This is a genomic window from Ramlibacter cellulosilyticus, from assembly GCF_014297465.1.
Taxonomy (GTDB): domain Bacteria; phylum Pseudomonadota; class Gammaproteobacteria; order Burkholderiales; family Burkholderiaceae_C; genus Ramlibacter; species Ramlibacter cellulosilyticus.
This window is the reverse complement of the sequence record NZ_JACORT010000001.1, coordinates 364,764-377,079: the sequence shown is the minus strand read 5'-3', so window position 1 is coordinate 377,079 and position 12,316 is coordinate 364,764. Positions and strand designations below refer to the sequence as shown.

Sequence of the window (12,316 nt, the reverse complement as noted above, 5' to 3'; positions counted from 1 at the left end):
GGCGCGCGCGTCAGTACGTGCCGGGGTACGCGCCGCCGTCGATCAGCAGGTTCTGCCCCGTGATGTAGCTCGCGTGCGCGCTGCACAGGAACGCGCAGGCCGTGCCGAACTCCTCCGGCGTGCCGAAACGCTTCGCGGGGATCGTGCCCATGCGCTGCTGGCGCACTTCCTCCACGGACTTGCCGGTCTTCTTCGACGTGCCTTCGAGCGTCGTCTTGATGCGGTCCGTGTCGAAGGTGCCCGGCAGCAGGTTGTTGATCGTCACGTTGGCCGACGCCAGCTTGCTCGTGCGGGCGACGCCGGCGACGAAGCCGGTCAGGCCGCTGCGCGCGCCGTTGGACAGGCCCAGGATGTCGATCGGCGATTTCACGGAGCTGGACGTGATGTTCACGATGCGGCCGAAGCCGCGCGCGGCCATGCCGTCCACGGTGGCCTTGATCAGCTCGATGGGCGTGAGCATGTTGGCGTCCACGGCCTTGATCCACGCCTCGCGGTCCCAGTCGCGGAAGTCGCCGGGAGGCGGGCCGCCCGCATTGGTGACGACGATGTCGTAGTCCTTGCGGAACGCGAAGACCTTCGCCCGGCCGTCGGCGGTGGTGATGTCCACCGCGATCGGCTCGACCTGCGTTCCGGCCGGCGCGTCCTGCCGCAGCCGCGCGGCGGCCGCCTCCAGGGCTTCGGCACCGCGCGCGACGATGACGACGTGCACTCCTTCACGCGCGAGTGCCTGCGCGCAACCGAAACCGAGACCCTTGCTCGCGCCGCACACCAGCGCCCATTTGCCCGCGATACCCAAGTTCATAGAATGCCTGCCAGAAAGGATGGATCCGCGAATGATACGCACCGCCTTGCGCGGCGCGATGCTCGTCTTCCTGCTGCTGGCTTCGGCCTGGGCACAGGAGGCCGCCGTCACGCGCCGCGCCACCGAACTGCGCGAGACCCCTTCGGACGCGGGCCGCAGCATGGCCCCGCTGCCGGCCCAGGCCGCCGTCACGCGGCTGGAGCAGCGCCAGGGCCCCTGGGTCCAGGTGCGCACGGCCGCCGGCGCGACCGGCTGGGTCCACCTCTTCGACCTCGGCCCGGCGACGGCGACGGCCGCGTCCTCGTCGGGCGGCGGCGACGTGGTGGGCGGCGCCCTGCGCAGCGTGGGCAGCCTCTTCGGCGGCGGCGGCCCGCGGCAGGCCCAGACGTCCACCACGGCCGGCATCCGCGGCCTCGGTGCGGAAGACCTCGCGCAGTCGCAACCGGACCTCAACGCGGTGAAGCAGATGGACGCCCTGCGGCCCAGCGACGCGGACGTGCGCTCCTTCGCGGATCGTTCGGCGTGGAAGCCGACCGCCGTGGAGCCCCTGCCCGCGGCGCCCATGGTGCGCAGCAGCGCACCGGCCCGCAACCCCGGCCAGTCGGAGATGCCATGAAGCGCTGGACACCCACCCTCCTCGCCGGCTGCATCGCGGCCTGCGCGTGCGCCGCGCACGCGCAGGATCCCACCCGCGCCCTCGGCGGCCTGCTGCGCCAGATCGCGCCCGGCGCGCTGGTCACGCCGCCGGTGGCGAATGCGCCGGCGCCCAACGAACTGATCCAGCTGCTCTCGCAGTCGGTGGAGAGCATCGACGAGGGCAAGGAGATCGAGATCGGTCGGCAGCTCGCCGCGGTGCTGCTCGGGAGCAAGCCCTTGCACCGAGACGCGGCGCTGCAGCGCTACGTCAACCGCCTCGGGCGCTGGATCGCGCTGCAGACGCCGCGGCCGCAGCTGCCGTGGACCTTCGGCGTGCTGGACGACCCCGGCTTCAACGCCTTCGCGGCGCCGGGCGGGTACGTGTTCGTCACCAAGGGGCTGGTGGACCGCGTCGACGAGGCGGAGCTCGCCGGCATCCTCGCGCACGAAGCGACGCACGTCGTCGAGAAGCACCACCTGAAGGCGCTGTCCGCCAAGGCACGTTCGGGCCTCGCGACCCAGCTCCTCGCCTCGCAGCTGCGCAACAACCTCGGAGGCGCCGTCTCCGCGCAGATGCTGGCGCTCGGGCGCGACCTGTACTCCAGCGGCCTCGACCAGTCCGACGAATACGAGTCCGACCGCCAGGGCGTGGCGCTGGCCGCGCGCGCCGGCTTCGACCCCTACGGGCTGCCGTCGGTGCTGCAGCAGCTGCGCACCGCGGCACCGGACAACCCGCTGTTCACGCTGACGCTCGCCACGCACCCGCCGGCGCAGCAGCGCCTGGAGCAGCTGGAAGCCGCGATGGGCTCGCGGCTCGACGGCTACTCCGGCAAGCCTTCGGTGGCGATCGCCCGCCGCGTGCAGCAGCGCTGAGCGCTGCCGCCGCTCAGCGGGCGTTCTCCAGGTACCAGTACTTGCGCTTGCGCGTCGGCGTGACCGTGGGCTTCACCTTCGAGCCTTCGATGCCCGAGTTCTTGCTGTTCGGGCCGCCGATGATGAAGGGGACCTGCTTCTCCACCGTCTGCTCGCTGCCGTCGGCCGCGGTGACCGTGTAGCTCACGGTCACGACGCCGACCACCGGGCTGGGAGGCAGGCCGCCGCCCTCGATCTCCTGGAAGGTCGCGGCCTTGCAGAAGAGGGGCGCCGAGTAGATCCGCGCTTCGCCGAGGTCGTTCACGCACATGCCGGGTTCCGGCGGCGTCGGCCGGTTCGTGCTGAAGTACGTGATGCCGGCGGCCGTGACGGGCGCGTTGACGGCCTTCTCGCCATTCTGCGCGAACGGGATGTAGCAACCGGCTTCCATGGAGTCCTGGCTGCCGACCTGGGCGAGCTGCGCCGCCGTGATCGCGGTCGGCACGGGGTCCGGCTTGCCCTTGGTCACGTTCCTGTCGTAGACGGTGAAGAAGCGGTCGTCGCTGGTCGTCGCCAGCGGCTTCTCGCGGTCACCGGTGGCGAGCAGCACCGCCGCGAAGCTCTTGGCCAGCACGACGTCCGGCGGATAGAAGAACTTGCGCACCGAGCCGCCCGCGAGGGACGCCACCTTGTAGATGCTCCAGTCGTCCTTCGCGGTGCTGTTCGCGGTCTCGAAGTCCAGGCGGTAGAGGTTGCCGCCCACGTCCACCGCGTACGCGCGGTCCACGAGGCCGTCGTAGTCGGCGTCGACCAGCGACACGTCGGCGGGAACGCTGCGATCCGTGTCGAACTTCTTCACGACCGAGCCGTCCGTGGCGTCCAGCACGAGCACGGCCTGGCCCATCGTGGTCTTGCCGGGAGGCGTGATGTCCTCCGCGCCGGCGTCGTAGCCCGCGCCCATGATCAGCACCGGGTTCGTGTGGCCGCGCAGGCGCGCCACCTTCGGCTCCGACCACGTCTGGCCGAGCACCGGGATGTCCGCGTCCGACTTCTTCCAGAGGAACACGGGCTGCTTCGGATTCGTCACGTCGAGCGCGTAGAGGAAGCGGCCGCCGCGGCGCATGGCGGCATAGAGGATCACCTTCTCGGCGACGCCCTTGTTCATCTTCTGGTACACGCCGATCGGGCCGTCGGCGAAGTAGTCGCGCGGCGCCGGGTCCGACGCACTGGGCGTGCCGGGCATGATCGTCGTCGACAGGCGCACCAGCGGCGTGTTCGCCCGCAGCCGCTTGATGTTCTTCAGGTGCTCCTCGGCGACGAAGCCCCAGAGCTCCTGCCCCGCGCCGGTGCCGGTCTGGTTGCCGTTCACCGCGCGCAGCAGGCCGTCGTTGGTGCCGTAGAAGACCACCACGCCGGTGGTGCCGCCGTAGTTCACCACCGCCGGCCGCGAGTGCAGCACGTCTCCGTGCACGCTGGGGCGGATGGTGACGCCGCCGCCCGGGCCCTTCTCGTCCCCGGCGTAGTTGTCGGTGCCGCGGAACCAGTTCACCAGCAGGTTGCGCTCCGCGTCCGTCGCCACGCCCACCGCATCGCGGGTGATGTTGGTCGTGTTGAACTGCGTGGCGTCCGCCGTGGCGAGGTTCGTGTTCGCCGCGCACTTCTGGCAGGTGAAGATCTTGCGGCTGTCCTGGCTGGTCGCGTAGGTGTCGCGGATGCCCTGCGCCACGCCGCCCTTCTCGACCACCTCGCCGTCCGGTGCGTCCGACGTGCGGGTGGCCTCGATCGAGCCCTGCGGCTCGTTGATCCAGAAGGAGCTGGCATGCGTCCAGTACGACGTGGCTTCCGGGTTGACGAAGCCGGTCGCGCCCGTGATCGCGGGCTTGCCGTACGGGTCCACCAGGCTCAGCGAATCGGTGGTCACGTCGTAGCCGAAGCGGAACTGCTTCAGGTTGCCGCGCCACCGCGGCTTCGCCTTGGCGTCGGGGCGGAACATCCCCATGAACACCTGGTTCAGGTAGGTACCGCGCGCGTTCACCGACACCGGCAGGCTGGCGGAGGCGAACACGCTGTCGACCGCCTGGATCTTGTTGAAGATGCTGCGCATGGCGGCGTCGAGCTGCGTGCCCACGTCGTCGGCGGCGTAGAAGTATTCGCCGCCGCTCACCGATGCCATGTTCTTGAGAAGGGGCCGCCAGTCGTCGGCCTGCGCCGCCTTCGCCACGTCGATCGTGAAGGTCGTGATCTGCTGGTCCGACTGCTTCATGAACTTCGCCCACTCGTCGGCGGTGAGTCCCTGGTACTTGTTCGGGGTGATCACGAGCGCGGATGCGGGCGGGATCTTGCTGTTCGGGTGCGCGTAGTTGAACTCGCGGATGGCCTCGTCCAGCCGGTTGCGCGTCGAACCCGTGGTCTTGCCGTCGTCCCACTCGTTCGTCTTGCCGGCCGGGCCGTTGCTGATGAAGATGACGTAGTTGGGCGCGCAGTTGCCGACGGCGAAGAGGTTGCTGTAGTTCGGCGCGCTCGAGGACGTGATCGCGTTCCCCGGCAGGTTGAAGATCGCGCGCTCCTCCGGCAGGATCTTGTTGCTCGTGTTGTTGTACGCGTCGACCTTGTCCTCCTTGCCCGGCACGCCGGAGATTGGCTGCTTGCCCGCAAAGTAGTTCCAGGCTTCCGCCATCCCCATGGAAGGCGACACGCTCATGCTGGCCTTGTGCCCGGACTGCGAGAGCGGCTTGTCCGACCACGCCCCCACCAGGTTGACCAGCTTCTCGCGATAGTTGGCGTCCAGCTTGCGAATGCCCGACCAGATGAACGCGCCTTCCTCGCTGGACCGCTGGGTGAACATCGCCATGCCGACGCGGAACTTGTCGGGCGGCAGGGACGAGAACGTCGACTGGAACGCCGTCTTCATCGCGCGGTAGTCCCAGTTGGCGCCGTTGTCCACCAGGATCAAGACGTTCGGCAGGTCCTGCTGCGAGGGCACGCCGCTGTAGATGTCGATGTCGCTCGTGTACTGCGAGAGCGCGGGCGTGGAATGGAGAGCCGCGAAGAGCATCGCGGCCACTGCGGAGAGCTGGCGCAGGAAGCGTCCCATCGTCTGTTCCCTTCTTCTTACTTGCAAGAGTTCATGGCGTCGGTCTCCAGGACGCGGATGGCCACGCCCTGGTTCACCGCCACCTGGGCGCCGCTGCGCTCGTCGAGCACCTGCGCGCGCACGTTCCACTCCGTGTTGGAGCACAGCGAGTTGCCGGCGATGCCGCCCGCCTCGCCGTCGTCGAGGCCGCCGGTGTTGACCACGCCGGACTTCATGCACGCGAGGTCGGCCGGGACGGCGGCGTCGAGTTCCACCGTCTTGATGGCGCGGGCCCGGTAGCACTTCGGCTGCGGGGTCATCGTCACCTTGTAGTCGGGCGTGCCGTTGCCGTCGACGTCCACGTTCACGGCGTTGGCGGCGACGATGTCGGGGTTGCTGCTGAAGGTGGGCGAGCTGAGCGTCTGCTCGATCGCGACCTGGGCGGCGCCGATCGCCTCCTGCCGCGCCTGCATGTTCCCCACCACGCGCATGTTGGTGCTGGAGCCGTCGAACGCGCTGATGGCGAACAGGCTCATGAGGACGAGGAAGATCAGCGCGACCACCAGGGCCGAGCCGTCCTGCGCTGGCTTGTTCATGCTGCTCATTCCCGCAGTCCCGCGATGCTGTTGAGGCGCGCCGTCGTCACGTAGGCACGGCGCTTGAAGGCGTCGTTGAAGGGGCCGGCGACCACGGGGGTCGCATCGCCGTCGAGCCCGATCTCGTACGTGCGCGCGTCGTTGAAGGCGGGCGACGGCTCGGTCGTGCGTGCCACCAGGTACACCCGCACGGCCACCGCGTTCTCCCAGCCCTTCGCCGCCGCGGCGGTGGCGGCCGCCGACGCGCCCGCGCCGTTCAGGCCGATCCAGCTGTCCGGCACGCCGTTCGCGTCCGTGTCGAAGCCGTAGTCGAAGCCGATGCGCTCGATGCCTTCGGCGAGCGGCGCGGCCACCACCCCGCCGCCCTGCAGCTCCAGCCGCTTGAGCGTCGGGATCGTGTCGACCGCGCAGTCGCTGCAGCTGGAAACGTAGTACACGCGCGAGACGTAGCGCCGAACCTTGTTCACCGTGCCGTCCATGTCCTTCAGCACCAGCGAGGCCGCGTCCGTGGCCGCCAGGTAAGTGGCGTTCAGGTCGGCCGGGTTGTTCGATGCCTGCAGGTACACGTGGCCCGCCTCCATGCTGGCCACCGGCACGGCGGCGGTGGCGAGCCGGCGCACCACGATCGCGGGCGTGCCCGCCAGGTGGTGGTCCAGGCAGCCGAGGGCGGCGGCCTCTTCCGGCGTGAGCCCCTGCACGCCGAACGGCAGGGTCGCGGGCGTCGCGGCGCGCTTGGCCTCGAGGTCGGCCGCCACCGCGGCGCTCGCGGAGCACGGGGAGACCGTCGCCGCCAGTCCTTCGGCCACCGCTTCGCCGAAATAGCCGGCGACGCTGAGGTCCTCGGTGAGCAGGTCCACGGCATAGCGCCCGTTCTCGATCTGGCGCAGGCTCTTCTCGTGCTCCGCGGAGGACTGGCTGCTGTTCGCGAACAGCAGCGCGAGGCCGGCCACCAGCATCAGACCGAGGGTCACGCCGACCATCAGCTCGATGATCGAGAAGCCGCCCTGGCGGCGGCGGGTGCGCGGCGTCGTGCTCATGATGCGGTCAGGTTGGCGATGCGGATGACGGTGGAGACGCCGCGGCGCAGGTTCTCGTCGGCGTACTCGCCGGTGCCGCAGGCGAGCGGCGTGGGGCCGGTGGCCTGCACGCCCTGCCACACCACGCTCACCATGTACTGGTCGCCCCCGAGGCTCGCGATGCAGCCGCGCGCCGCGGTGATCGCGCCCACCTTGTTGCCGTCCTGCTGCTCCGCCGCGCCGCGCAGAAGGTGCGCCCACTGGCACAGGTCGCGCGTCGCGACCGGCGTCGCCGGGCAGGCGCCGGGATCGTCGACGCCCACGTCGTCGGCCACGTAGGCGGCGGCGGAATGGCGATTGAGGTTGATGCGCTGCGCGATGTCGGCCACGAGCACCAGCGCCTGCGCGCGCTGGTAGCCCTCGAGGGTGCTCACCACCGTGCGCGCCTGCAGGCCCACGTAACCCAGCACGCCGAAGGCGACGATCAGCATCGCCACCAGCGTTTCCAGCAGCGTGAAGCCGCCTTGCGCGGACGCCTTGCTCATGACGGGCACTCCATGGAGACGGATTTCGGACGCCCGGAGGGGTCCAGCGAGATGCAGCGCTTGCCGGAGACGCCCTCCAGCCCGATGCGCACCGCGGGGTCGGTGGTGACCACGCGGCCATCGACGCCGAAGGTGATCTGCGCGGGCGCCGACGTGACGGCCACGCCGAGCCCGCCGCGCTGGGCCAGCGTGCCGCCGGCGAACTGGACGCTCCAGCCGCCGCCCCAGCCGCTCGCCGAGGGCACGATCTGCACGGCGGCGCGCCGCTTGACGGCCTCGCTGCGCGCGAGGACCAGGTCGGAGACCAGGTTGTAGCTGGCCGCGCGCAGGCGCTGCGCGGACACGATCTTCTGGAAGCCGGGAACGGCGAGTCCCAGCAGCACGGCGGCGACGACCAGCGTGATGATGAATTCGACCAGGGTGAAGCCCTGCTGGCGGGTGCCCCGCCGGGTACTGCTGGTTCTGCGCATGGCTACCAGCAGTTGCCGGGTGTCTTCACTCCCGCGTTGTCGATCGAGAGGGTGCCGCACTTGTCGGCCGCCTGCGAGCCGAGCGGCGCGGCGCTCAGCGTGAACGTGGGCGCGGTGCCCGCACCGAGCGCAAGCGTCACGTTGTAGTGGGCCGAGACGCTCCCGGGCGCCGGCACGTTGAGCGCCCCCACGTCGGCCGCGTAGGCGCGCGTGTCCAGCAGGTATTGCTGCTGCCGGCTCGCGAGGGCCATGAGATGGCTCTGCGCCTCCGCCCGGTGGGACTTGCGCACGTGCTGCGTGTACGAGGGATATGCCACCGACGTGAGGATGGCCACGATCGCGACGGCGATCATCAGCTCGATGAGCGTGAATCCCGCCTGGGTACTTCCGTTCTTCTTCGTCATGCGCTCCTGCCTGCAGGACTCTCCAACGGGGCTGGATTCTGCCGCTCTTCGACAGCGCGGCCCAGTGCATATGGCACAGTCGGGCTGCCTGCAGTGACCAGTGGGGCGCGTTACGCGAAACCACTTACTGCTTTTGAAGCAATGCTTTCAGCGCCTTGCGGCGCGCGTGAATACGAAGATACCCACGATCACCAGCGCCGTGCCTGCCGCGATCCACGCCGTGAACGGTTCGCCGAGCAGCCACACGCCCAGCAGGATCGTGGACAAGGGGCCCACCATCCCGGTCTGCGCCGTGACGGAAGCGCCGACGCGCTCGATCGCCATCATCACCAGCAGCACGGGCACCGCGGTGCACGCCACCGCGTTCAGCAGCGACAGCCAGACCACCTCCGGGGCGACCGCCAGCGCCACGTCGACCGGCCGCAGCACCAGGAACTGCGCGATGCACAGCACGCAGGCCACGGTGGTCGCCAGCCCCACGAGGCGCAGCGACCTCAGGCGCTTGACCATCTCGCCGCTGTACACCAGGTAGACCGCGTAGCTCACCGCACTCAGGAACACGAGCGCCGTGCCCAGCGCCACGTTGCGGCCTTCGAGCCGGGCCTCGTGCCCGAACACCAGCATCACGCCGGCGTAGCTGATGGCCATGCCCGCGAGCTGCGCGCGGCCGAACGGCCGCCTGTGCAGCACCCACGCGAGCAGCAGCACCAGCGTGGGATTGAGGTACAGGATCAGCCGCTCCAGCGATGCCGTGACGTACTGCAGCCCCAGGAAGTCGAGGAAGCTCGCGAGGTAGTAGCCGGTGACGCCCAGCCCCAGGACGCCCAGCCAGTCGCGGCGCGAGAGCGGCGGCTGCCCCCTCCCCGCCCACCAGGACATGGCCAGGAAGATCGGCAGCGCGAACAGCATGCGGTACATGATCACCGTGACGGCATCGACGCCGTAGCGGTAGGCCAGCTTCACGATGATCGCCTTGCCGCTGAAGGCCATGGCGCCCGCCAGCGCGAGCACCACACCGGACACCGGGACGGCGCGCGCCTCAGTGCCCGAGGAGCCGTGCATGCAGGCGCCGCAGCGAGAGCCACACCCCGATCGCGACCACCGGGATCGCGCAGGCGGCCGTCGCCTCCGGGCTGAAGGGCCAGCCGAGCGCCTGCGCGCCCTTGGCGAGATAGCTCACGAGCCCCACGATGTAGTAGGTGATGGCGGCGACCGACAGGCCTTCCACCGTCGCCTGCAGCTTCAGCTGCAGGTCCTGCCGGCGGTTCATGCCGGCGAGCAGGGCCTGGCTGCTTTGCTGCTGCTCGATCTCCACGCGCGTGCGCAGCAGGTTGCTGATGCGCGAGACCCGCTGCGACAGCGCATCCTGCCGCCGCACGGCCCACGCGCAGGTGGCACGCGCGGGCGAGAGGCGCCGCTCGATGAATTCGCCGAGCGTCTGCAGCGTGCCCAGCTTCGCCTCGGCGATGTCCTCCAGGCGCGCGTCCACCAGCTCGAAGTAGGCAGCGCTCGCGGAGAAACGCGAGTGCGTGGCGGCATAGTGGCTTTCCACCTGTCCCGCGAGGCGCGTGAGGCGGTCGAGGAGTTGCGGCTCCTGGTCGCGGCCGGCGACGCGGATCGCTTCGGCGAGCGCCGCGAGTTCGGCTTCCGCCACGCCCAGCACCGACGCGGACTCGCGCGCGGGCGGCAGGCCCAGGAGCGCCGCCATGCGGTACGTGTCGACCTCCAGCAGCCGCTGCACGATCCGCCCGAGCTTGCGCTCCGGCATGCTGCCGGCGAGCAGCACCATGCGCGAGAAGCCGTCGGCGTGGATGGCGAAGTCCGTGTACACCGCGCCCTGGCCGCCGGCGATCGCCGAGCCCACCAGCGTCTCCTCGTTCAGCACCGAGCGCGTGAGCACCTCCGCCGGCAGCTCGCGCGCGGGCAAGGCCCACAGGTGCAGCGCGGCGAGGCCGTGTCCCGGCAACGCGGCGAGCCATTCCTGCGGCACCGCCTGGATGGCGGTGGGCGCCTCGCCTTCGCCGAAGCCGGCGGCGTCGAAGGCGCGGGAGAAAGTCCAGGTGACGAACTCCGTGTGCAGCTCCCACCGCACGCGGAAGCCCGCGACCTCCATGCGCACGTGCGTGCTGCCCGGGGCGGGCTCCGGCAGGTGGTGGTCCCGCAGCAGCGCCGCGAGGTGCACGCGGCTCGCCTCGCGCATCGCGGCGTCGCCCACCATCACCAGGTGCGACAGCGCGAGCGGCGCGCTCATCGCCTCCGGCGGGCGGGCGTGGATCTCGTTGTGGAGCACCACCCGTTGCGGGTGGGCGGCGGGCACGGCCATCCACCGATCGTAGCCCATGAAAAAGGGCGCCCCGCAGGGCGCCCTTCTCTTGTGGCGAAGGCGTGCTTCGCGCGATCAGTCCTCGACGAAGGCTTCCTCGCGCTTGCTCTTCACCGCGGGCAGGGCCACGATGACCACCAGCAGCACCGCCGCGGCGAGCAGGCCGGCCGACAGCGGGCGCGTGACCAGCACGCTCCAGTCGCCGCGCGACAGCAGCAGCGCACGGCGCAGGTTCTCCTCCATCATCGGCCCCAGGATGAAGCCCAGGAGCAGCGGCGCGGGTTCGCAGCCGAGCTTGATGAACAGGTAGCCCACGACGCCGAAGATCGCGACCATCCAGATGTCGAACACGTTGTTGTTCGTGGAGTACACGCCGATGGCGCAGAACAGCACGATGGACGGGAACAGCCAGCGGTAGGGCACCGTCAGCAGCTTGATCCACATGCCGATCAGCGGCAGGTTCAGGATCACGAGCATCAGGTTGCCGATCCACATGGAGGCGATCAGGCCCCAGAACAGCTGCGGGTTGCTGGTCATCACCTGCGGGCCCGGCTGGATGTTGTGGATCGTCATCGCGCCCACCATCAGCGCCATCACCGCGTTGGGCGGGATGCCCAGCGTCAGCAGCGGGATGAAGGAGGTCTGCGAACCGGCGTTGTTGGCCGACTCGGGAGCCGCCACGCCGCGGATGTTGCCCTTGCCGAAGGGCACTTCGCCCGGCTGCAGCTTGGTCTTCTTCTCGATCGTGTAGGCCGCGAAGGCGGACAGCAGCGCGCCGCCACCCGGCAGGATGCCCAGCGCCGAACCGAGCGCCGTGCCGCGCAGGACCGCGGGCGCCATGCGCTTGAAGTCTTCCTTGGTCGGGAACAGGCCGTGCACCTTGGCGGTGAACACCTCGCGGTGCTCCTCGCTCTTGCCCAGGTTCGAGATGATCTCGCCGTAGCCGAACACGCCCATGGCGATGGTGATGAAGCCGATGCCGTCGGTGAGTTCCGGGATGTCGAACGAGAAGCGCGCGACGCCGGAGTTCACGTCGGTGCCGATCAGGCCGAGCAGCAGGCCCAGCACGATCATGCCGATCGCCTTGATCAGCGAACCGGAGGCCAGCACCACGGCGCCGATCAGGCCCAGCACCATCAGCGAGAAGTATTCGGCGGGGCCGAACTTGAACGCGACTTCCGTCAGCGGCGCGGCGAAGCCCGCCAGGATCAGCGTGCCGACGCAGCCCGCGAAGAACGAACCGAGGCCGGCAGCCGCGAGCGCGGGGCCCGCGCGGCCCTGGCGCGCCATCTGGTAGCCGTCGATCACTGTCACGACCGAGGACGATTCGCCCGGCAGGTTCACCAGGATGGCGGTGGTGGAGCCGCCGTACTGCGCACCGTAGTAGATGCCGGCCAGCATGATGAGTGCGGACACGGGCGGCAGCGCGTACGTGGCGGGCAGCAGCATGGCGATGGTCGCCACCGGGCCGATGCCGGGGAGCACGCCGATCAGCGTGCCGAGCAGGCAGCCGATGAAGGCGTACAGCAGGTTGATGGGCGTGACGGCGACGCCGAAGCCGAGGGCGAGGTTGCTAAAGAGATCCATGGTTGTCGTCCT

Annotated in this window: 12 protein-coding genes; 2 read left to right on the top strand and 10 right to left on the bottom strand. The window is 69.9% G+C overall.

Annotated features, from left to right (window positions below; translation table 11 throughout):
• Positions 1-10: 10 nt before the first annotated feature.
• Positions 11-802, bottom strand: a complete 792-nt coding sequence (locus tag H8N03_RS01840) for an SDR family oxidoreductase (RefSeq protein ID WP_187074416.1) — start codon at positions 800-802, stop codon at positions 11-13.
• Between the two features lie 31 nt (positions 803-833).
• Here H8N03_RS01840 and H8N03_RS01835 point away from each other — a divergent pair, with 31 nt between their 5' ends.
• Positions 834-1,418, top strand: a complete 585-nt coding sequence (locus H8N03_RS01835; protein ID WP_187074415.1) for an SH3 domain-containing protein — start codon at positions 834-836, stop codon at positions 1,416-1,418.
• Positions 1,415-2,311 carry a M48 family metalloprotease gene (locus H8N03_RS01830; RefSeq protein WP_187074414.1) on the top strand — a complete coding sequence of 299 codons (897 nt, stop codon included), beginning with the start codon at positions 1,415-1,417 and terminating at the stop codon, positions 2,309-2,311. The genes H8N03_RS01835 and H8N03_RS01830 overlap by 4 nt, the downstream gene beginning before the upstream one ends.
• A 13-nt stretch (positions 2,312-2,324) precedes the next feature.
• Here the strand turns inward: H8N03_RS01830 and H8N03_RS01825 are convergent, their stop codons facing one another.
• The 9 genes from H8N03_RS01825 to H8N03_RS01785 form a co-directional block, all read right to left on the bottom strand.
• Entirely contained in the window at positions 2,325-5,384 is a 3,060-nt protein-coding gene (locus H8N03_RS01825) for a pilus assembly protein (RefSeq protein WP_187074413.1), read from the bottom strand.
• A gap of 17 nt (positions 5,385-5,401) precedes the next feature.
• Positions 5,402-5,959: a pilus assembly PilX family protein gene (locus H8N03_RS01820; protein WP_187074412.1), complete on the bottom strand. Its 558-nt coding sequence runs from the start codon at positions 5,957-5,959 to the stop codon at positions 5,402-5,404.
• A 5-nt stretch (positions 5,960-5,964) separates the two neighbouring features.
• On the bottom strand, positions 5,965-6,996 hold the full coding sequence (locus tag H8N03_RS01815; RefSeq protein ID WP_187074411.1) for a PilW family protein: 1,032 nt from the start codon (positions 6,994-6,996) through the stop codon (positions 5,965-5,967).
• Entirely contained in the window at positions 6,993-7,520 is a 528-nt protein-coding gene (pilV, locus tag H8N03_RS01810) for a type IV pilus modification protein PilV (protein ID WP_187074410.1), read from the bottom strand. Before pilV ends, H8N03_RS01815 begins: the two co-directional genes overlap by 4 nt.
• Entirely contained in the window at positions 7,517-7,990 is a 474-nt protein-coding gene (locus H8N03_RS01805; RefSeq protein ID WP_187074409.1) for a GspH/FimT family pseudopilin, read from the bottom strand. Before H8N03_RS01805 ends, pilV begins: the two co-directional genes overlap by 4 nt.
• Before the next feature lie 2 nt (positions 7,991-7,992).
• Positions 7,993-8,394: a type IV pilin protein gene (locus tag H8N03_RS01800; protein ID WP_187074408.1), complete on the bottom strand. Its 402-nt coding sequence runs from the start codon at positions 8,392-8,394 to the stop codon at positions 7,993-7,995.
• A gap of 147 nt (positions 8,395-8,541) precedes the next feature.
• The gene (locus tag H8N03_RS01795) at positions 8,542-9,456 is read right to left on the bottom strand and encodes a DMT family transporter (RefSeq protein ID WP_187074407.1); all 915 of its coding nucleotides are present in this window, start codon (positions 9,454-9,456) and stop codon (positions 8,542-8,544) included.
• Complete coding sequence (locus tag H8N03_RS01790; protein ID WP_187074406.1) at positions 9,434-10,717, bottom strand: DUF3422 family protein; 1,284 nt, start codon at positions 10,715-10,717, stop codon at positions 9,434-9,436. The genes H8N03_RS01795 and H8N03_RS01790 overlap by 23 nt, the downstream gene beginning before the upstream one ends.
• Before the next feature lie 75 nt (positions 10,718-10,792).
• Positions 10,793-12,304, bottom strand: coding sequence for a tripartite tricarboxylate transporter permease (locus H8N03_RS01785; RefSeq protein ID WP_187074405.1), 1,512 nt, complete (start codon positions 12,302-12,304; stop codon positions 10,793-10,795).
• Between the last annotated feature and the right edge of the window lie 12 nt (positions 12,305-12,316).